Annotated in this window: 20 protein-coding genes; all 20 read left to right on the plus strand. The window is 61.9% G+C overall.

Going from position 1 to position 21170, the window contains the following annotated elements:
* The first annotated feature begins 118 nt into the window (after positions 1-118).
* The 20 genes from BLU35_RS01110 to visR all read left to right on the plus strand — a co-directional run bounded on the left by BLU35_RS01110 (position 119) and on the right by visR (position 21168).
* Positions 119-931 (plus strand): DeoR/GlpR family DNA-binding transcription regulator, encoded by an 813-nt coding sequence (locus BLU35_RS01110; RefSeq protein WP_057248184.1) that lies wholly within the window; start codon positions 119-121, stop codon positions 929-931.
* Positions 932-1047: 116 nt separating this feature from the next.
* On the plus strand, positions 1048-2037 hold the full coding sequence (rhaS, locus tag BLU35_RS01115; protein WP_057248265.1) for a rhamnose ABC transporter substrate-binding protein: 990 nt from the start codon (positions 1048-1050) through the stop codon (positions 2035-2037).
* 302 nt (positions 2038-2339) lie between these two features.
* Positions 2340-3836 (plus strand): sugar ABC transporter ATP-binding protein, encoded by a 1497-nt coding sequence (locus tag BLU35_RS01120; protein WP_057248185.1) that lies wholly within the window; start codon positions 2340-2342, stop codon positions 3834-3836.
* Positions 3833-4813, plus strand: a complete 981-nt coding sequence (locus BLU35_RS01125) for an ABC transporter permease (RefSeq protein ID WP_093231943.1) — start codon at positions 3833-3835, stop codon at positions 4811-4813. The genes BLU35_RS01120 and BLU35_RS01125 overlap by 4 nt, the downstream gene beginning before the upstream one ends.
* Positions 4813-5817, plus strand: coding sequence for an ABC transporter permease (locus BLU35_RS01130; protein ID WP_093231944.1), 1005 nt, complete (start codon positions 4813-4815; stop codon positions 5815-5817). The genes BLU35_RS01125 and BLU35_RS01130 overlap by 1 nt, the downstream gene beginning before the upstream one ends.
* Positions 5818-5824: 7 nt before the next feature.
* Complete coding sequence (gene rhaM / locus BLU35_RS01135) at positions 5825-6139, plus strand: L-rhamnose mutarotase (RefSeq protein WP_057248188.1); 315 nt, start codon at positions 5825-5827, stop codon at positions 6137-6139.
* Positions 6140-6143: 4 nt separating this feature from the next.
* The gene (locus BLU35_RS01140) at positions 6144-7532 is read left to right on the plus strand and encodes an FGGY-family carbohydrate kinase (protein ID WP_057248189.1); all 1389 of its coding nucleotides are present in this window, start codon (positions 6144-6146) and stop codon (positions 7530-7532) included.
* A 799-nt stretch (positions 7533-8331) separates the two neighbouring features.
* Positions 8332-9945 (plus strand): globin-coupled sensor protein, encoded by a 1614-nt coding sequence (locus tag BLU35_RS01145; protein WP_058328714.1) that lies wholly within the window; start codon positions 8332-8334, stop codon positions 9943-9945.
* A 41-nt stretch (positions 9946-9986) separates the two neighbouring features.
* On the plus strand, positions 9987-10280 hold the full coding sequence (locus tag BLU35_RS01150) for an STAS domain-containing protein (protein WP_057248191.1): 294 nt from the start codon (positions 9987-9989) through the stop codon (positions 10278-10280).
* 3 nt (positions 10281-10283) lie between these two features.
* A complete protein-coding gene (locus BLU35_RS01155) occupies positions 10284-10649 on the plus strand; it encodes a response regulator (protein ID WP_025425897.1) in 366 nt (121 codons plus the stop codon).
* Positions 10650-10668: 19 nt separating this feature from the next.
* Entirely contained in the window at positions 10669-12972 is a 2304-nt protein-coding gene (locus tag BLU35_RS01160) for a chemotaxis protein CheA (RefSeq protein WP_093231945.1), read from the plus strand.
* Positions 12973-12977: 5 nt separating this feature from the next.
* Complete coding sequence (locus tag BLU35_RS01165) at positions 12978-13448, plus strand: chemotaxis protein CheW (RefSeq protein WP_093231946.1); 471 nt, start codon at positions 12978-12980, stop codon at positions 13446-13448.
* Positions 13445-14353, plus strand: coding sequence for a protein-glutamate O-methyltransferase CheR (gene cheR, locus BLU35_RS01170; protein WP_065372390.1), 909 nt, complete (start codon positions 13445-13447; stop codon positions 14351-14353). The genes BLU35_RS01165 and cheR overlap by 4 nt, the downstream gene beginning before the upstream one ends.
* Complete coding sequence (locus tag BLU35_RS01175) at positions 14350-15411, plus strand: protein-glutamate methylesterase/protein-glutamine glutaminase (protein WP_093231947.1); 1062 nt, start codon at positions 14350-14352, stop codon at positions 15409-15411. The genes cheR and BLU35_RS01175 overlap by 4 nt, the downstream gene beginning before the upstream one ends.
* Positions 15411-15800, plus strand: coding sequence for a response regulator (locus tag BLU35_RS01180; RefSeq protein ID WP_025425902.1), 390 nt, complete (start codon positions 15411-15413; stop codon positions 15798-15800). The genes BLU35_RS01175 and BLU35_RS01180 overlap by 1 nt, the downstream gene beginning before the upstream one ends.
* Complete coding sequence (gene cheD / locus BLU35_RS01185) at positions 15797-16351, plus strand: chemoreceptor glutamine deamidase CheD (protein ID WP_093231948.1); 555 nt, start codon at positions 15797-15799, stop codon at positions 16349-16351. The genes BLU35_RS01180 and cheD overlap by 4 nt, the downstream gene beginning before the upstream one ends.
* Positions 16352-16425: 74 nt before the next feature.
* Entirely contained in the window at positions 16426-16818 is a 393-nt protein-coding gene (cheT, locus tag BLU35_RS01190) for a chemotaxis protein CheT (protein WP_093231949.1), read from the plus strand.
* A 358-nt stretch (positions 16819-17176) separates the two neighbouring features.
* Positions 17177-18847 (plus strand): flagellar basal-body MS-ring/collar protein FliF, encoded by a 1671-nt coding sequence (gene fliF / locus BLU35_RS01195; RefSeq protein ID WP_058323552.1) that lies wholly within the window; start codon positions 17177-17179, stop codon positions 18845-18847.
* A gap of 827 nt (positions 18848-19674) precedes the next feature.
* On the plus strand, positions 19675-20415 hold the full coding sequence (visN, locus tag BLU35_RS01200) for a transcriptional regulator VisN (protein WP_058323551.1): 741 nt from the start codon (positions 19675-19677) through the stop codon (positions 20413-20415).
* Positions 20416-20427: 12 nt separating this feature from the next.
* The gene (visR, locus tag BLU35_RS01205) at positions 20428-21168 is read left to right on the plus strand and encodes a transcriptional regulator VisR (protein ID WP_093231950.1); all 741 of its coding nucleotides are present in this window, start codon (positions 20428-20430) and stop codon (positions 21166-21168) included.
* The last annotated feature ends 2 nt before the right edge of the window (positions 21169-21170 follow it).

The raw sequence follows: 21170 nt of genomic DNA on the forward strand, positions 1-21170 counted from the left end.
AAAGTCAATCAAAAACGATCAAGTTCGCGCATATTGCGCTGCACAATGAAAAAATATGATTGATTGTGATTGACAATGGTCGATCGTGATGGAAGCATGAACGCCATCGGAGGAACGCATGCACGAGAAAGAAAGACACCGGATCATTCTGTCGGCGGTTCAGGAAAAACCCGTCGTCACCGTCCAGGAGCTGGTCGATCTGACCGACAGTTCCGAGGCGACGATCCGGCGCGACATTGCGGCACTCCATGTGCAGAAGAAGCTGCGCCGTGTGCGCGGCGGCGCCGAGGCAATCAACCCGCCGCAATTCGTCGGCCTTGCCGGTCGGCCGTTCAAGGTCAACGAAGGCCTGCACGCCCGCGAGAAGCAGGCGATCGCCAAGGAGGCGGTGGCGCTCTGCGAGGATGGCGAGCCGATCATCATCAATGGCGGCACCACCACCTTCCAGATGGTGCATTTTCTCAGCAATCGCCGCATGCAGGTGTTCACCAATTCCTTCCCGATCGCCGAGCACCTTTTAAAGCACTCAAAGAACACGGTGATGCTGTCCGGCGGCACGATCTACCGCGAGCAGAACATCATCTTAAGCCCCTTCGACAACGACGTGACGCGCAATTTCTATGCGCGCCGCATGTTCATGGGGGCTCAAGGACTGGGGCCGCTCGGGCTGATGGAAGCGGACCCGCTTCTGATCCAAGCGGAACAGAAACTGATCGATCAGGCGGACGAACTCGTCGTGCTGGTCGACTCGTCGAAATTTCACAAGCGATCGAGCCTCATTCTTTGCGGGCTGAAGCGGATCGCCACTGTCATTACGGATTCGGGCATCGAGGACAGGCATGCCGCGATGCTCGAAAATGCCGGGGTGAGGCTGGTTGTGGCCAGCAGCAGGGCCGGTACGGATGCGGAGAACATATCCTCGTCCGCCTGACGCGGGTGAGGAGAGGGGAAGGCGGTGGTCACGGTTAAGGGAGCCGGGTCGTTGCCGAACGGAGGAATTTGCGCCGGATGCGATTTTCGCGAACCGGACAATGGGAGGAAATGAGCATGAAGATCCTGAAGTCACTGATGGTCACGGCCGCGGTTTCGCTTGCGCTGATGGCCAATGCCGCGCATGCGGAAAACAAGAAGATCGCGCTCGTCGTCAAGGCGCTCGGCATCGGCTTCTTCGAAGCTGCCAACAAGGGCGCCCAGGAAGCCGCCAAAGAACTGGGCGACGTCGAAGTGATCTACACCGGCCCGACCTCGACCACCGCCGAAGGCCAGATCGAGGTGATCAACTCGCTGATCGCCCAGAAGGTCGATGCGATTGCCGTTTCGGCCAATGACACCGATGCTCTCGTGCCGGCGCTGAAGAAGGCGATGGACCGCGGCATCAAGGTCATCTCCTGGGACAGCGGTGTCGCCAAGGATGGCCGGTTGATGCACCTCAACCCGTCGTCGAACCCGCTGATCGGCAACATGATCATCAAGCTTGCCGCCGACAACCTGCCTGAGGGCGGCGACGTCGCCGTGCTCTCGGCGTCCGCAACAGCGACCAACCAGAACACCTGGATCGCCGAGATGAAGAAGGTCCAGGGCAACTACAAGGGCATCAACGTCGTAACAACCGTCTATGGCGACGACCTTGCCGACAAGTCCTATCGCGAAACCCAAGGGCTCATTCAGTCCTATCCGAACCTGAAGGCGATCATCGCGCCGACCTCGGTCGGTATCGTTGCCGCCGCACAGGCCGTTACCGACGCCGGCAAGATCGGCCAGATCAACGTAACGGGCTTGGGCCTTCCCTCGGAAATGGCCGGCCACGTCAAGTCGGGCGCTTCCAAGTCCTTCGCCATCTGGAACCCGATCGACCTCGGCTATTCCGCAACGATGATCGCCTATGATCTGATCGGCGGTGCCGAAGCCAAGCCCGGCGCGGAACTGAAGATGGGCCGTATGGGTGCCGTCAAGCTCGACGACAACAATGAAGGCGCGATGGCCGACCCGTTCGTCTACGATGCCAAGAACGTCGAGGAATTCGCCAAGATCTTCTGATCTGGCGAACGACCAAACTGGCGTCGCCCCTCATCCGCGCGGTGAGGGAAGGGCCCCTCATCCGCCTGCCGGCACCTTCTCCCCGCAGGCGGGGAGAAGGGACAAGCGGCAACCGTTCGCTCCTCTTCCACGTCAAGGAGGGAGGAGAGCGGCGTCCTCGTTCCCTCTCCCCGCGCGCGGGGAGAGGGTTAGTCCTCGGGTTAAACCCGAGGAGAGGGGCATTTGCAGACTGCGGTGCCCTCGATGTCAGGCACAAAGATCAGGCGGAACGGAACTTGCTCCAGGATACGCTCACATCGCGGATGAAGCCCGCCATCGCGCTTGAGGGGATCTCGAAGTCCTTCCCCGGCGTCAAGGCGCTCTCTGATGTTTCGCTGTCGCTCTATCCGGGATCGGTGACCGCGCTGATCGGCGAAAACGGCGCCGGAAAGTCGACGCTGGTGAAGATCCTGACCGGCATCTATCAGCCGGATGGCGGCACGATCCGCGTTGCGGAGCAGGAGGTCCATTTCCCGACGGCACTTGCCGCAGCGCGTGCCGGCGTCACCGCGATCCACCAGGAAACCGTGCTTTTCGATGAGCTCTCGGTCGCCGAAAACATCTTCCTCGGCCATGCACCGCGCAATCGCTTCGGCCTGATCGACTGGAAGAAGCTCAATACTGATGCGCGCGCGTTGCTTGCGCGCGCCGGTGCCGATCTCGATCCGACGATCCGCCTGCGTGATCTCGGCATTGCCAAGAAACATCTCGTCGCGATCGCCCGCGCGCTTTCCGTCGATGCCCAGGTGGTCATCATGGACGAGCCGACCGCCGCGCTGTCGCACAAGGAGATCCACGAGCTCTATGCGCTCGTCGAGCGGTTGAAGGCTGACGGCAAGGCGATCCTCTTCATCAGTCACAAGTTCGACGAGATCTTCCGCATTGCCGATCGCTACACCGTCTTCCGCGATGGAACGATGGTGGATGAGGGCCTGATTGCCGATGTCAGCCAGGACGAACTGGTGCGCCTCATGGTCGGCCGCGCCGTCGGCTCGGTTTACCCGAAGAAGGAAGTGGTGATCGGCGCGCCGGTGCTCACCGTTTCGGGCTACCGCCACCCGACCGAGTTCGAGGACATCAATTTCGAGCTTCGCCGCGGCGAGATCCTCGGTTTCTACGGTCTCGTCGGCGCCGGCCGATCGGAATTCATGCAGTCGCTGATCGGCGTCACCCGGCCTTCCGCTGGTGCGGTCCGGCTCGATGGCGAGGTGCTCGTGATCCGCAGCCCCTCCGAGGCGATCCGCAGCGGCATCGTCTATGTGCCCGAAGAGCGCGGCCGCCAGGGCGCGATCATCGGATTGCCGATCTTTCAAAACGTCACCTTGCCGTCGCTGTCGCGGACCTCGCGCTCGGGCTTCCTAAAACTTGCCAACGAGTTCGCGCTCGCCCGCGAGTACACCGCGCGCCTCGATCTGCGTGCTGCTTCGCTCGATCAAGACGTCGGCACGCTCTCGGGCGGCAACCAGCAGAAGGTCGTCATCGCCAAGTGGCTGGCGACCAAGCCGAAGGTGATCATTCTCGACGAGCCGACCAAGGGCATCGACATCGGCTCCAAGGCGGCCGTGCACGCCTTCATGAGCGAGCTTGCGGCTCAAGGCCTCAGCGTCATCATGGTCTCCTCGGAAATCCCCGAGATCATGGGGATGTCCGACCGCGTCATCGTCATGCGCGAGGGGCGGATCGCCGGGCGCTTCGAGCGCGCCGATCTGACGGCCGAAAAGCTGGTGCGTGCCGCTGCCGGCATTCAGGAGGCCGCGTGATGGCGAAGTTTCTAAAGAATCGTGAGCTGCTGCTCGTCGGCGCGATCGCCGTGCTGCTCGCGCTCATCACCTGGCGTTTCCCGCCTTTCGTCGCTCCCGCCAATCTCGCGCGTGTCTACAACGACACCTCGATCCTCATTATCCTGGCGCTCGGCCAGATGGCTGTGATCCTGACGCGCTGCATCGACCTTTCGATGGCTGCCAACCTGGCGCTCTCCGGCATGGTCGCGGCGATGCTGAACGCTGCTTTTCCGGGCCTGCCGATCCCACTGATCATGCTCGCCGCGATCGCGCTCGGCGCGTTGCTCGGTATGATCAACGGCGCGCTCGTCTGGAAACTCGATATTCCGCCGATCGTCGTGACACTCGGCACGCTCACTATCTATCGCGGCCTGATCTTCCTCTTGACCGACGGCAAGTGGATCAACGCGCACCAGATGAGTGATGCATTCAAGGCGCTGCCGCGCGACGCGCTCTTCGGCTTCCCGGTTCTTTCCTGGCTGTCGCTGGTCGTGATCGCGCTGATGTTCCTACTCATGAGCCGCACCGCCCTCGGACGCGCCTTCTATGCGGTCGGCGGCAATCCGCATGCGGCCGTCTATACCGGCATCGATGTCGGCCGCACCCGCTTCTCGGCCTATTGCCTTTCGGGTGCGCTCGCCGGGCTTTCCGGCTATCTCTGGGTGTCCCGTTATGCCGTCGCCTATGTCGACATCGCCGCCGGCTTCGAGCTCGACATCATCGCGGCCTGTGTCATCGGCGGCATCTCGATCGCCGGCGGCATCGGTACCGTGGCGGGCGCGGTGCTCGGCGCGCTGTTTCTCGGCGTGATCAAGAACGCCCTGCCGGTCATCAACATCTCGCCCTTCGCCCAGATGGCGATTTCGGGCATGGTCATCATCATCGCCGTTGCCGTCAACGCCCGCGCCGAGCGGCGCAAGGGACGCGTCATCCTGAGAAAAGCGGAGGCTGTGTGATGGCCGAAACCCACCTTGCTCCCCGCCACATCCCCGATCGACTGGAAGGGCCCGGCGCCCGGCTTTTGAAGAGCTGGGAAAGCCTACTGTTCGTCGTCGCCTGCCTGATCTTCCTCGGCAACTCCCTGGCGTCGCCGTATTTCCTCGATCCCTGGAACCTTTCGGACGCGACCTTCAACTTCACCGAAAAGGCGATGATCGCCTTTGCCATGGCGCTCGTGATCATCTCCGGCGAGATCGATCTGTCGGTGGCCTCGATCATCGCGCTTGCCTCGACGGCGATGGGTTATGCCGTCCAGCTCGGCTTCGACACGCCGGCGCTGGTGGCGATCGGCCTCTCCGTCGGCCTCATTTGCGGCGCGGTCAACGGCCTCTTGATCACCGGTCTCGGGCTGCCGTCGATCGTGGTGACCATCGGCACCATGAGCCTGTTCCGCGGGCTCTCCTTCATCATCCTCGGCGACCAGGCCTTCACCGGTTATCCCGACAGCTTCTCCTGGTTCGGCCAAGGCTATGTCTGGTGGGTGTTTTCCTTCGAGTTCACGCTCTTCGTCATCCTCGCCGTCGTCTACGGCATCGTCCTGCACAAGACCAATTTCGGCCGTGCGGTCTATGCCATTGGCAACAATCAGACTGCAGCGCTTTTTTCCGGCATCCGGGTCGCGCGCATCAAGTTTATCCTCTTCCTGCTTACCGGTCTGATGGCGGGGCTTGCATCGATCTGCCTGACCTCGCGCCTCGGCTCGACCCGTCCGTCGATCGCGCTCGGCTGGGAGCTCGAAGTGGTGACGATGGTGGTGCTCGGAGGCGTCAACATTCTCGGTGGCTCCGGAACCATCCCCGGCGTCGTGCTCGCGGCGCTGATCATGGGCATGGTGACCTTCGGCTTCGGCCTTCTCAACGTGCCTGGTATCGTCATGTCGATCTTCATCGGACTGCTGCTGATCTCGGTCATCGCACTCCCCATTCTCTGGCGGCGTGCCCGCCGCCGTCTCGCGCATTGAGGTTCCGATGGAAAAATACGCCTTCCGCATGCGGCTGAACCCGGGCATGGCCGCCGAATACAAGGCGCGGCACGATGCCATCTGGCCGGAGCTGGCGGCGCTCCTGAAGGAGGCGGGCGTCTCCGACTATTCCATCCATCTGGACGAGGAGACCAGCCTGCTCTTCGGCGTGCTCTGGCGCACTGACGATCACCGCATGGCCGACCTGCCCTCCCATCCGGTCATGCGGAAGTGGTGGGCCTACATGGCCGATATCATGGAAACCCGTGGCGATAACGAGCCGGTGGCGGTGCCGCTCAAGACCGTCTTTCATATGGACTGATGCGATGCGGGTCGTTGGCGTCATCGATATCGGCAAGACCAATGCGAAGGTCGCGGCCGTCGATCTCGAGCGGTTTGAGGAGATCGCCGTTCGCAAAACGGCGAATGTGGTACAAAGGGACGGTCCCTATCCGCATTTCGATATCGACCATCTCTGGGCCTTCCTGCTTGAGAGCCTCGCGGCGCTCAACGCCGAACACGCCTTCGAGGCAGTCTCCATTACCACCCATGGCGCGACAGCGGTGGTGCTCGATCCGGCAGGCCACCTTGCGCTTCCGGTGCTGGACTATGAATACGCCGGTCCCGACAGCCTTGCCGCCGAATATGATGCGGCGCGGCCGCCATTTTCCGAGACCGGCTCGGCACGCCTGCCGATGGGCCTCAATGTCGGGGCGCAACTCTTTTGGCAGCAGAAGACCTTTCCCGATGATTTTGCCCGGGTCGCCTCGATCCTCACCTACGCTCAATACTGGACCTATCGGCTGACCGGCGTGCTCTGCAACGAACTGACCTCGCTCGGTTGTCACACCGATCTTTGGAACCCGCGAGCCGGCACGTTCTCGTCTCTGGTCGAACGCCAGGGCTGGAGGCCACTCTTTGCGCCGGTTTTGAAGGCGAACGATATCGCCGGTGCCTTGCGACCGGAACTCTGTGCCGCAACCGGCATTGCCGCCGAGACGCCCGTCTATTGCGGCATTCATGATTCCAACGCATCGCTGCTCCCGCATCTGCTGACGCGCGCTTCGCCATTCTCGGTGGTCTCCACTGGTACCTGGGTCGTCATGCTGGCGGTCGGCGCAGAGCCGAAGGCGCTCGACGAACATCGCGACACGCTCATCAACGTCAACGCGCTCGGCGAGCCCGTGCCCTCGGCCCGCTTCATGGGCGGCCGCGCCTTCCAGCTTCTGCTGGGGGAGGGGTCGGTTCCCGCATCGCCGGATGTGGAAGAGACGGTCGCCAAGGCCGGCCACATGCTGCTGCCGTCCATTCCCGAGGGGTCTGGTCCCTTTCCGGCTTCGAAGGCGATCTGGACGACCGACGAACAGGCGCTTGGCGCCGCCGAGCGTTTTGCCGTCGTCTCGTTTCACCTGGCGCTGATGACGGCCACCTGCCTCGATCTGATCGGCGCGCGCGGGGAGGTCGTCGTCGAGGGACCGTTTGCCGCAAACAAGGCCTATCTGCGCATGCTCGCAGCGGCGACCGGAAGGCCGGTCTTCGCCGATCCCCAGAATGTTACGGGCACGAGCCTCGGTGCAGCCTGCCTCGTCCAGGGATCGAGGGTCAGGACCGGGATCGAGCCGGTTGCGGGCGAGATTCCCGAGAGCTTCGTCATCTATGCGCAGGCATGGCGCGAGGCGGCACTCAAGCATACAGGCAAAGAAAAGCGGCCGTAGAACATCCGGTCACGGCCGCAAGACGCTTGGCTGTGTCAGTAAGATACGGGCCCGAGCCCGCTCAAAACACAGAGCTGCGATTTGCCGAGCGGTTATGCTCGATGTTGAGCACGATCGATACTGCCATCATTGTCAGGATTGCTGTGAGTGCGGCGCCAATACCAAGAACAATCATTGTTCGTTTCCTGTAAGCGCATCATCATGATGTCGCTTTGCCTAGATCACGATGATTTGGGTCGCAGCGACCCCAATCATAAACGTGATCGATTTCTTACTAGTTAGAGCGGGATGCGGGAGGAAAACCGCACACACTTTTCCTCATCCCGCTCTTGCGAAGGTTTCTTCGCGCATTGAGCGCCCACTTCACTTTCGCTTCGATACGCGAGCGCAAGTCGAAGTACAATTCTAAACTCTTGTGAGTGAGAACCTGTTGTAATCCAGGGGCTTTATTACAGTTTTGTTGCAGTGCAGAAATGGCCCGCGAAAACACCCTGCGAATTTTAGTGAATCCGATTAGAGGCGAGGGACCGTTAACCTTCAAGCAAGGAATTAACCATAAACATGGTCCCACACGTCGGAATGGGATAATTCACAAGTCTCCTCAAGGCATGATGCCGCCCCGCCGTACCGGTTCCGGTCCGGTATCCATTCTTCACCGAATTTACTTGCGGGATGAACGATAGCAGACGCTGCTGGCGGGGGCTGATCTCATCGATGTGGCGTGCACGTCCGGTGGACTGTGGCTCCCCTTGAACCGCCCCGGGCAAATTCGAAAACGCGCATTACCCGGGGATCAGCGTTGAGGCAGGAAGCATCGTCAGAACAGGCAAGGAAGGGCCAGGCAGGCAGCCTGCTGGAGCGCTTGCGTTTTGCCGGGCTCGACGATGAGAGCTGCAACCGCGTCCGGGATCATAGACAGAAGCTTTCTCCCCGCATCGACCAGGCGCTTCGCGACCTTTTCCAGCGCCTCCAGACCTATCCCGATGCCGCCCGCCATTTCGACAGCGATCGCCAAATCGATCGCCTCCAGGATCTTCAGTCGTCGCACTGGAACGTGCTGACCGACGCGCGTTTCGATGGGCTCTATGCCGAGCGCGTCAAGGTGCTCGCCGACACGGCAAGCCGCATGGGTCTCGATCCGCGCTGGCAGATGGCAAGCCACGCGGTCGTGCTCGAACATCTGCTCGTCGGTCTCATCGAAGAGGCCTGGCCGAGATCTTTCCTGCCGATGGGCAAGGCGCGTCGCCGCGAGCTCTGCGACCTCGTCGCCGCGCTGGTGCGCACCGTCTTCGTCGACACCGAGATCGGTGTTTCGCTCCGTTTCAATGCCCTGCGCCAGCAGCACCAGCGGCAGCTGACCGAGCAGCGCAGCGCCGACGAACAGGAAGTCAAGGCGCTCTTCGGCGACTTTGCCGAGAGTCTGAGCCAGGGCGATCTTGGTGCGCGGCTGCCGGAAGCGGCAGCGGAAGCCTACCAGCCGATCGTCGCCAGTCTGAATGCGGCGCTGGAACAAATTCAACAGAGCCTGCAGGCATCTGACCACCACAACCGTTCCGCCGAAGCTCTGGTCGATCGCATGCGCGGAAACGCGGCTGCCTTCTCGGACAAGGCGAGTGTGGAAGCCGATGCGCTGTCCGGGCAGCTTGCAGCACTTGCCGACATGGCTGGACGCATGGCGAGCGGCTCCGGCCGCATCAGCGCCACGGAAACGAAGGCCAACGAAACCCGCATCGCCGTCGAGCGCAGCGGCGAAATCGCCGGCCAGGCAATCAGCGCCATGGCCGACATCGAGGCATCGGCTGAAAAGATCGGCCAGATCATCGGCGTGATCGACGAGATCGCCTTCCAGACCAATCTGCTGGCGCTCAATGCCGGCATCGAAGCGGCGCGGGCTGGCGACAGCGGTCGCGGCTTTGCCGTCGTCGCCCAGGAAGTGCGCGCCCTCGCGCAGCGCTCCGGCGAGGCGGCCCGTGAAATCAAGCAGCTCGTCTCCGGCACCAAGGCGCAGGTCGAAACCGGTGTCGAGATCGTCGGCCGCACCCAGGACGCGATCAGCAGCATCGTCGAGCAGGTCACGTCGATCAATTCGGCCGTTTCCGGCATAGCCCGCGAAGCGGAGCAACAGGTCGGCGACCTCCGGGGTGTCGCGGCCGAGATCGGCACGATCTCGCAGGGCGTGCAGGCAAGTGCTGCCCTGGCGGGAGAAACCGCGCGTTCGTCGGACGATCTCCACACCGTCATCGTCGAGCTTGGCGAAACCATCCGTCGGTTTCGTCTGGAGCGGCGTCATCCTGTTTCGTCAGCTGCCGGTCGTGAACCGAGCCGGCCGGCCCTGGGCGTGATTGCCGAAGAGCCGGGACTGCCGCTGTTCGACGACGGGCCGCAACGGCAGCTCGCCGGATGGCAGCGCTGATTTCAAGAGCAGTACAGAGTTAGCAGTCGAGGAAGACAGGAATGGCCAGCAAGAAGACCGCTCAGAAGACGCTCAGCCTCGCTCCGGTGCTGGACCTGAATGAGGCGACGGCGTTGCACGAGAAGCTGATCGCTCTGAAAGGCAGCGACATCGTGATCGACGCTTCGGCGGTCGAGCGGGTGGGCACGCTTTGTGTCCAGGTGCTGATGGCCGGCGCCAAGACCTGGGAAGAGGATCATTTGTCTTTCACCTTCAGCAAGGTGTCGGACGCTTTCGAGAAAACGACACAGCTCATCGGGGTCGAAATCGATCATCTGGTGGCAAAGGAGATTTGAGAAATGAAGAAGCGAGTTCTGACGGTCGACGACTCCCGGACGATCCGAAACATGCTGCTGGTCACGCTGAACAATGCCGGGTTCGAAACGATCCAGGCCGAGGACGGCGTCGAGGGACTTGAGGTTCTGGAAGAAGCCAACCCCGATGTGATCGTCACCGATATCAACATGCCGCGTCTCGACGGTTTCGGTTTCATCGAAGGCGTGCGCAAGAACGATCGCTACCGCGCCATCCCGATCCTGGTGCTGACCACCGAAAGTGATGCGGAAAAGAAGAACCGCGCGCGCCAGGCGGGGGCAACGGGCTGGATCGTCAAGCCGTTCGACCCGACCAAACTCATCGATGCAATTGAGCGCGTAACGGCCTGAAGTCCGGGGATAGCCTCCAATGGATATGAACGAAATCAAAGAGATCTTCTTCCAGGAGTGCGAGGAGCAACTCGCTGAACTGGAATCGGGTCTGCTGAAGCTCAATGACGGCGACCGCGACCCGGAAACGGTCAATGCGGTGTTCCGCGCGGTGCACTCGATCAAGGGCGGCGCCGGCGCCTTTGGGCTCGACGACCTCGTCTCCTTCGCGCATGTGTTCGAGACGACCCTTGATTGCGTTCGTTCCAACCGGCTCGATCCCGGTCCGGAGGTTCTGAAGGTCATGCTGAAGTCGGCCGACGTGCTCGCCGACCTCACCAATGCCGCTCGTGACGGCGGCAGTGTCGACGAGGCGCGCAGCCGCCAGCTGATCAAGGAGCTCGAGGCTTTGGCGAACGGCGAAGTGCCGCAAGCGTCAGCAGCCGCCCCAGCGCCGGTCGAAGTGGTTGCCAAGCCCGTCGCCGCCGTGGCCCCGCCGCCGGTCAACGACGAAGGGTTCCAACCGGTCGCTTTCTCCTTCGACGACTTCGACGCTGCCGAAGAACCGCCGCTGATGGAAATGCCCACCTACGAGATCGTCTTCAAGCCGAAGTCCGATCTCTATGCCAAGGGCAATGAGGCAACGCTGCTTCTGCGCGACCTCTCCCGCCTTGGCGAAATGAGCATCCATTGCGACATGGGCGCACTGCCGACGCTCGAGCGGCTGAGCCCGGAGAGCGCCTATTTCTCCTGGAAGATCCAGCTTGCGACCGACAAGGGCGAGGACGCGATCCGCACCGTCTTCGAATTCGCCGAGTGGGATTGCGACCTGGAGATTTCCCTGGTCGAAGACGAGGCTACGCAGTCGGGCGAAGAGCTGCCGATGCAGCCGGTGCCTTTCGATCTTTCGATCCTTGATGATGTGCCGGCGGTTTCGGTCGGTGTCGTCGAGGAGGAAGAACAGCTCGCGTCCCGACAGCAGGACATCCGCAACGCCGCCGTTTCGGCCGCAGGCACCGCCAGCAACGTGCTGCAGATGGCGCAATCCGCAGCCCGCGCCCCGGCCGAGAAGGCAGCACCCGCCGCCAGTGCTGCGGCCCAGAGCGCTGCCGCCCAGCAGGCCGCCGCATCGGCCGGGACGCCGACGATCCGCGTCGATCTCGACCGTGTCGATCGCCTGATCAACCTCGTCGGCGAACTGGTCATCAACCAGGCGATGCTCTCGCAGAGCGTCGTCGAGAATGACGCCAACGGCACGTCCTCGATCAACATGGGTCTCGAAGAGCTGCAGCAGCTCACCCGCGAGATCCAGGATTCGGTGATGGCGATCCGCGCGCAGCCGGTGAAGCCGGTGTTCCAGCGCATGTCGCGTATCGTTCGCGAAATCGCCGACATGACCGGCAAATCGGTCCGCCTGATCACCGAGGGCGAGAACACCGAAGTCGACAAGACGGTCATCGACAAGCTTGCCGAGCCGCTGACCCACATGATCCGCAACGCGGTCGACCACGGCCTCGAAACGCCGGAAAAACGCCTTGCCGCCGGCAAGAGCGCTGAAGGCACCGTGCGCCTGACGGCCAAGCATCGCTCTGGCCGCATCGTTATCGAGCTTGCCGACGACGGCGCTGGCATCAACCGCGAGAAGGTCCGCCAGAAGGCGATCGACAACGACTTGATCGCGGCCGACGCAAATCTCTCGGACGAAGAGATCGACAACCTGATCTTCCACGCCGGCTTCTCGACGGCGGACAAGATCTCCGACATTTCCGGCCGCGGCGTCGGCATGGACGTGGTCAAGCGCTCGATCCAGGCGCTCGGTGGCCGCATCAACATCTCCTCGAAGCCGGGTCACGGTTCGGTCTTCACCATGAGCCTGCCGCTGACGCTCGCCGTGCTCGACGGCATGGTGGTCACCGTCGCCAACCAGACGCTCGTCGTGCCGCTGACCGCGATCGTCGAGACCCTGCAGCCGGAAGCTTCGGCGATCCATTCCTTCGGCTCCAACCAGCGGCTGATCTCGATCCGCAACTCCTTCTGCCCGCTCGTCGACGTCGGCCGGATCCTGAATTTCCGCGCCATCCAGGCGAACCCGGTCGAGGGCGTAGCACTTCTGGTGGAATCGGAAGGTGGCGGTCAGCGTGCGCTGATGGTCGATGCGATCCAGGGGCAGCGCCAGGTGGTGATCAAGAGCCTCGAGGCCAACTACACCCACGTGCCGGGCATCGCTGCGGCGACCATTCTCGGCGACGGCCGCGTGGCGCTCATCCTCGATGTCGACGCGATCGTCGCTGCCTCGCGCGGGCAATCGCTGAAGCCTGAAATGTCACTTGCTGCAGTCGGATAATGACAATGACCTATGCCGCAAAAAATCTGACGGCGGACGGACGGGAGCTGATCGCTTTCCGCGTCGGGGCTCAGGAATTCTGCGTGAACATCATGTCGGTGCGCGAGATCCGTGGCTGGACGCCCGCAACGCCGATGCCGCATGCGCCACTCTACGTGCTCGGCGTGATCAATCTGCGTGGTGCCGTGTTGCCAATCATCGATCTTTCGGCCCGGCTCGGCATGAAGCCGGCCGAACCGACCGTGCGTCACGTCATCATCGTTGCGCAGGTCAAAAGCCAGGCCGTCGGTCTCCTGGTCGATGCCGTCTCCGACATCCTGACCATCACCAATGACAAGATCCAGCCGACACCCGACGTCGTCTCGTCGGAGTTCGAGAAGAGCTTCGCCCGCGGTGTGCTGGCGATCGAGGGCCGGATGATCTGCCTCATAGAGCTGGAAGCAATCTTCCCGCAGGAAGAAAGGGAAGCGGCATGAGGAACCAGGTCGCATTCGAACAGAAGCTGTCGCCGGACGAGTGCCTGGCCAGCGGCGAATATCCATTGACCCGCCGCGATCTCACCGAGATCGCCGCGATGATCTATGCGGATGCCGGCATCTATCTCAACGAAAGCAAGGCGTCGCTCGTCTATTCGCGTCTGTCGAAGCACATCCGCAATCTCGGGCTCAAGGGCTTCCGGGATTATTGTCAGCTGGTCGCTTCGCCCGCCGGCGCCGCCGCGCGTCGCGACATGCTTTCGCACCTGACCACCAACTTCACGCGGTTCTTCCGCGAGAACCACCATTTCGAGCACCTGAAGACCGACGTGCTGCCGGAGCTGATCGCGCGCGCCAAGGCCGGCGGCCGGGTGCGTATCTGGTCGGCGGCCTGCTCGGACGGGCAGGAGCCCTATTCGATCGCGCTGACGGTTCTGTCGCTGCTGCCGAACGCGGCCGACTACGACTTCCGCATCCTTGCGACCGACATCGATCCGAAGATCCTGGCACTCGCCCGTGCCGGCGCCTATGACGCAACCGCGCTTGAAACCGTCAATCCGGCGATGCGCAAGCAATGGTTCTCCGAGGTCAATGCCGGCGGCCGCTTCAAGTGGCAGGTCGACGACCGGGTAAAGCGCCTGATCACCTTCAACGAGCTGAACCTGATGGCGCAGTGGCCGTTCAAGGGTCCGTTCGACGTCATTTTCTGCCGCAACGTCGTCATCTATTTCGACGAACCGACGCAGATGAAGATCTGGTCGCGCTTCGCCGGCATGCTGAACACTGACGGTCATCTTTATATAGGCCATTCCGAGCGCGTGTCGGGTGACGCCAAGTCGCACTTCGACAACATCGGCATCACCACCTACCGCCATACCGGCAAGTTTCATGGAGGACGGGCATGACCGCTCCCGCTCGTGTTCTCGTCGTTGACGATTCGGCCACCATGCGTGGCCTGATCACCGCTGTCCTGAACGCCGACCCTGATGTGACCGTCGTTGGCCAGGCGGCCGACGCCATGGAAGCGCGCCAGGCGATCAAGCAGCTCGACCCCGATGTCGTCACGCTCGACATCGAAATGCCGAACATGAACGGCCTCGAATTCCTCGACAAGATCATGCGGCTCCGACCGATGCCGGTCATCATGGTCTCGACGCTGACACACAAGGGCGCAGAGGCGACGATCGCCGCACTCGAAATCGGTGCTTTCGATTGCGTCGGCAAGCCGCACCCGGGCGATCCACATCCCTTCGCCGGCCTGGTCGACAGGGTGAAGGCGGCAGCGCGTTCGCAGCGCAAGTTCATCATCACCGGCAACAAGATCGCGGGCTCTCCCGCTGCCGCCAACGCGAACACGGCTTCGGAATACCGGGCCGGCCGCAAGATCATCGCCATCGGTGCGTCGACCGGCGGCGTCGAAGCGCTGATCACGGTGTTGCAGAAGTTCCCGGGCAATTGCCCGCCGACCGTCATCACGCAGCACATGCCGCACACCTTCACCAAGAGCTTTGCCGAGCGGTTGAACCGCCTGTGCGCGCCGACGGTGCAGGAGGCGACGGATGGTGCGCGGCTCGAAATCGGCAAGGTCTACCTGGCACCCGGTGGCGAGCGCCATCTGCAGGTCGCGAACGCGACGGCACCCTGCTGCCGCCTGGTCGATCGCGAACCGGTCAACGGACATCGGCCGTCGGTAGATGTGCTGTTTGATTCCGTTGCTGAACTCGCCGGCCGCAATGCGATCGGCGTCATTCTGACCGGCATGGGGCGCGATGGCGCCTCCGGTCTCCTGAAAATGCGGCATGCCGGGGCAAAGACCTTCGGACAAAACGAAAAGACATGTGTCGTCTACGGCATGCCGAGAGTCGCCTATGAATTGGGCGCCGTTGAAACCCAGCTCCCCCTCGGTTCCATCGGGGAGGAGGTCCTGAAAGCAGCGGCGCTCCGCAAGGAAGGAAGCGAATAATGTCCATCGCCGAAAAAATCAAAGTTCTGATCGTTGACGATCAGGTGACGAGCCGCCTGCTGCTGGGTGATGCCCTGCAGCAGCTCGGTTTCAAGCAGATCACCGCCGCCGGTGACGGGGAGCAGGGCATGAAGATCATGGCCCAGAACCCGCACCATCTGGTGATCTCCGACTTCAATATGCCGAAGATGGACGGCCTTGGCCTCTTGCAGGCGGTCCGTTCCAACCCGGCGACCAAGAAGGCGGCCTTCATCATTCTGACGGCCCAGGGCGATCGCGCACTGGTTCAGAAGGCGGCGGCCCTCGGTGCCAACAACGTGCTCGCCAAGCCCTTCACCATCGAAAAGATGAAGGCGGCGATCGAAGCCGTATTCGGGGCGCTCAAATGAACATGGAAGCCGCCGGCAAGCGCGTGCATGTCATCCAGGGCGAGTACAAGGTCTTCAACGATCCCAATATCGTGCTGTCGACCATTCTCGGCTCCTGTGTGGCGGCATGCATGCGCGATCCCGTGGTCGGTGTCGGCGGCATGAACCATTTCCTGCTGCCAGGTTCCGCGACGTCGCCTGCTTCCGGCGGCGACGCGACCCGCTACGGGGTCCATCTCATGGAACTCCTGATCAACGGACTGCTGAAGCAGGGCGCGCGTCGAGATCGTCTTGAAGCCAAGATCTTTGGCGGCGCCAAGACGATCGCGCGTTTCTCCAATGTCGGCGAACAGAATGCCGCTTTCGCACGGCAGTTCCTGCTCGACGAAGGCATCCGCATCGTCGGCGAAAGCACCGGCGGCGAGCACGGTCGCAAGCTCGAGTATTGGCCGTCCAGCGGCCGGGCCCGGCAATATGCCCTGACCGGCGTCGAGACGCAGCGCACCGTACAGATGGAGGAGCGTCCGGTCATCGCGCCGAAGCCGGCCGAAAGCTCGATCGAATTCTTCTGATCCTGCGAGGCAGGCGCCTCGCAGGCCGCAAATACGACCTTCTACCGAAGCCCCGAGCCACGTGAGACATATCAATGCAGACCGACTACCAGGGCCACATGCCGCACGTGGAAGAAGCACTGCCCGAAGTGCTGATGCGCATCGTCACCGAGCTGCATGACGTCGCCTATCTGATCGAACGGATCGAGCCGCAGCTGGCAGGTGATGAGGGGGCCGATGCGCTCGCCAATCCGGACAAGATGATGCTGCTGCAGGGCATCGACCTCGCCGTGCAGAAGACGCGTGGCCTCGCGGAGTTCATCGACACGATAACGGCGTCGATCCCCGACGACTGGCTCGTCGACGTGACCACCGCCGTCAGCCTCGTCAAGCTTGCCGATATGAAGAAGGCACTTGGCAACGGCATGTTGCGCCACGGCCACTCCCAGCCGCTGACCAGGGCAGCGGGTGATTTCGAGGCGTTTTGAGCTCGTCGGAAGTCTGTGCGACGCACGAATCTGGCAATAGCGCCGCAAAATCAGCGGCTTGCGGCGCGCAGGCCAGCGCTCCGCTCATGCCGTTTGCCCCGGATATCCGCTTTCACGGGCTCCTGTCAGTCAGTGGATAACTCTGCCGATGCGTCCATTCGATCGGCGATCTGAGCCGATCAAGCCAATTTCGCGCAAGTTTCGTTTCCTACGGTCCCGATCGGGGCTGGTAGATTCGCGCGCATTGGAAGTCGATACAAAGCATGCCGATACCCAGCAAACCCGAATGTTGGAACTGCGCAGGGCGCTCGGCCGATGACCGGCCTGAAAGCTCTGCGATACTGGGTGCGGAAACAGAATGAGTCTGTTGGATCAACTTTCGACGGTCACGAAGAACCTGAGCAATCTCGGGCAGGGCAAGCTGATCGCGCTGGCGGCAGCCGGCATGGTCGCGGTCGGCCTGGTGCTCGGGGCGGGCATTTACGTCAACAGACCCTCGTTCGAAACGCTCTATGTCGGGCTCGAACGCAGCGATGTCACCCAGATCAGCATCGCGCTGGCTGAGGCCAATATCGATTTCAATGTCGGCTCCGATGGCGCCAGCCTCCAGGTTCCCGTCGGCATGACGAGCAAGGCGCGCCTCCTGCTCGCCGAGCGTGGCCTGCCGAGCAGTGCCAATGCCGGTTACGAACTCTTCGACAATGTCGGTTCGCTCGGCCTCACCTCCTTCATGCAGGAAGTGACGCGGGTGCGTGCCCTCGAAGGCGAAATCGGCCGTACCATCCAGCAGATTTCCGGCATCGCCGCCGCCCGCGTCCACATCGTGATGCCGGAACGCGGCAGCTTCCGCAAGGCGGACCAGAACCCCACAGCCTCGGTCATGATCCGCGCCAGCGCCACCGTCGGCCGCAGCGCCGCTGCCTCGATCCGCCATCTCGTCGCCTCTTCCGTACCGGGGCTCGACGTCGATGACGTGACCGTGCTTGATTCGACCGGACAGTTGCTCGCCTCCGGCGACGATCCGGCCAACAGCGCTCTCAACCAGTCGCTCGGCGTCGTCCAGAATGTGCAGACCGAGCTCGAGAAGAAGATCGACAACGCGCTGGCGCCCTTCCTCGGAATGGACAATTTCCGTTCGAGTGTCACCGCGCGGCTGAACACCGATACCCAGCAGATCCAGGAAACGGTCTTCGATCCGGAATCGCGGGTTGAACGCTCCACGCGCGTGACCAAGGAAGAGCAGAAGTCCAGCCAGCAGCAGCCGGACAATGCCGCCACCGTCCAGCAGAACATTCCTCAGGCTGCCCCGAGCGGCGGCGCCGGCCCGAAGTCGAGCGACGAGGCCGAGAAGAAGGAAGAGCAGACCAACTACGAGATCAACAGCAAGACGATTGCTACCGTCAAGAACAGCTACACGATCGAACGCCTCTCCATTGCCGTCGTCGTCAACCGTGGCCGACTGGCCGCGATGGTCGGCGAGCCGGCCGACCAGGCGAAGATCGACGCCTATCTGCAGGACATGCAGAAGATCGTCGCTTCCGCTGCCGGTCTTGATACGAACCGCGGCGACGTCGTGACCCTGACCGCCATGGACTTCGTCGAAACGCAATTGCTCGATCAGGCCGTCGCTGGCCCCGGCGTGATGGAAACGCTGACCCGCAATCTCGGCGGCATCATCAATGCCCTTGCCTTTATCGTGGTGGCCGCTCTGGTCGTCTGGGGCATGCGGCCGCTCGCCCGTCAGCTCGGGTTCGGCAGCACTGCCGGCCAGCTGGAAGGCGAAGCCGCCGGTCTCGAACTGCCCGACTTCTCTCCGGCCAATGCCGGTGCCGGCGGGGCGCTCATGGAAGGCTTCGGGTCGGACTTCGGTTTCGACAGCACCGACGACCTGCTCAATATGGGCGAAGACGGTGGCTTCAACCGCCGCGTCAAGGAGGGCCCGGAAAGGCGCCTGGCCCGGATGGTCGAGATCAGCGAAGAACGCGCGGCGAAAATCCTGCGCAAATGGGCCCTCGACAAGGCCGCCTGATATCGCCGCAGCCCTGCCGCAATCAAACAGATCCCGCCCTTGTGGTGGGATTTGTCTTTGTGGCGTCGCTCCCGCATGTCAGGCGGCGTCGTCTATGTTCGGGCCAAATATTGTGAGAGTCCGGGCGCGTCCGCCGCCACTGCCGCAAATTTGCTTCAAGTTTCGAAGTGAGGCCGCTGAGTCCTGTGGGAGCCGAGAATGGTAATATTTTAACGATATCTTAATTTATAGATTCGTCGCGCGCGCATGGCGTGCATTCGGTGCGGTCATCTACTATACCGGATTCCAGCTATACATAGTCAAACTGAAATATAACTTCGCATGCACTCAGATTTATTCTGAAAGTTTCACAATTTATATATCGGTAAAATGAGAAGAGCCTGAAAAACTCCTGATGCATTTCAGCCACAGCTGTGAAAACAAAGTATAATTTCTTCAGGTTCTAATTTTCGAATTTCGGCAATAAGCGCCCGTTTGTTGGGCAAAACCACGCCAATAGCGCTGTCCAGGATCGCGGCTGACGCGCGGGAACGGCAGGTTTTCAAGTAGAAATGCGTTGTCTATCAATGTGTTGTGCCTTGGCAAAGGCGATGAACGTCATTGGGCAGAACAGGCGAGGCCTATCTGGGTCGAATCGGTCTATGCACAGGATGTGAAGTAAATAGCCAGAACAGGGCGGTGGTATTTTTCTCGTGCCGATGTACATTTTTAACAGTTGATTCGCGTCCTGATCTGCGACTGGTGGTAATATTCGGCTTCGGCCGGCTGTTGGCGGCGACAGTGCAAGTGCAGTTCCGGGATGTGAATCCGGCACGGGGGCTGAACTCATGGACATTTCGCAAGCAGACATTGCTGTCTGGCCTTTGCCGACGGCACCGACACGTGCACGCGGCGGCGGTTTCTCGCGCGAACAACTTTTGCGAAGGCTGGGGGAAGTCGCCGGTCGGGGCGGTCTTGGCAGCGGTCTGTCGGCGCTGACCGAATATGTCGGCGCGAGCCACTATCTTCTGGCGCGCTATGACATCTCGCAGGACAACGGGCTCGACTTCGTGGTCTGTTCCGATTGGCCCTTCGACGTGGTGCGGCGCCTCTCCGGCGTCGTCACGTCGCTCCACGCCAAGACGACCGAGCTTGAAAAATGCCTGGCGGTGCTGCAGCCGTGTTTCTACGCGCTGCCCGATGACATCGACCTGCCGCGCGGTATCAGCCGCGAATATTGTGCGGTCACCTTCAACGTCGGACGGCTGCGCTTCTCGCTGATGCTGCTCATGCCGGAAGACGTGATCCTGTCGCAGGAGAGCCTGCGGGACGTCACGCTGCTTGCGGGTTACCTCGCAAGCTTCACGACGCGCGCCGAAGTCCGGCACGATCGAGACTTCGAGTTGACGGAGCGCGAGCTCGAATGCCTCTTCTGGATCGCCGAGGGCAAAACCAGCGAAGAGATCGCGGTGATCCTCGGAATTTCGCGCAACACCATCAACAACTACATCACCAGCGTCATGCGCAAGACCGCGACCAGGACGCGATCGGAAGCGATAGCTTACGCGGTGCGCAACAATCTTGTGTGAGGAACGGGCGCGATGACGCATTTTCTCGGTGGTGGGCGGATCGACGACGACCACAAGCTCGCCCGGCAGGGCAACCGCGCCGCACGTGCCGCAACCCTGGTCACGCGTCTGCAAGCGATGCAGCGGCAGATCAATGCCAAGCATTTCGCCGTGCTGCGCCTCAGCGGTAAAGGCACGGCCCGAAAGCTGACCTGCGTCCTCGACAACTGGGGCCTTACGGCCGAAGCGAACGCGCATGATCTCATCACCGCCTATGGCGAGGAACTGATTGCCCATCTCGATCAATCCCTGCTGCCGGCGCTTTGGAACGGGGCAGGGGAGCATCAGGCAGCGGAAGTCTCGGAACTCGCGCCCTTTGCGTATCGGTTGAAAGTGCGCAAGCTTGCCTATTCGGGCATAGCCTTTCCTGTCAGGCTCGGCGCCCAGGGCAACGGCTACGTCATCTTCGCCGGCAGCTACATCGATGCCTCGACCGAACAGGTGGTGGATCTGCATGGTCGCAGTTGCATGATCATGACCGACCTGCTGGCCGCCGATGAAAAGCGCATGGCGCCGGCCGAAACCTTGAGTGACCGCGAGATCGCCTGCCTGCAGATGGCGGGCGACGGCCATATCAGCGAAGAGATTGCCGAGCGCATGGGCCTCTCCGTCCATACGGTCAACGCCTATCTGGGCGCTGCGACCACCAAGCTCGATTCGGTCAACCGCATCCAGGCGATCGCCAAGGCGATCCGCCTTGGCTACATCAGCTAAGC

This window comes from Sinorhizobium sp. NFACC03 (assembly GCF_900103435.1).
GTDB lineage: Bacteria > Pseudomonadota > Alphaproteobacteria > Rhizobiales > Rhizobiaceae > Ensifer.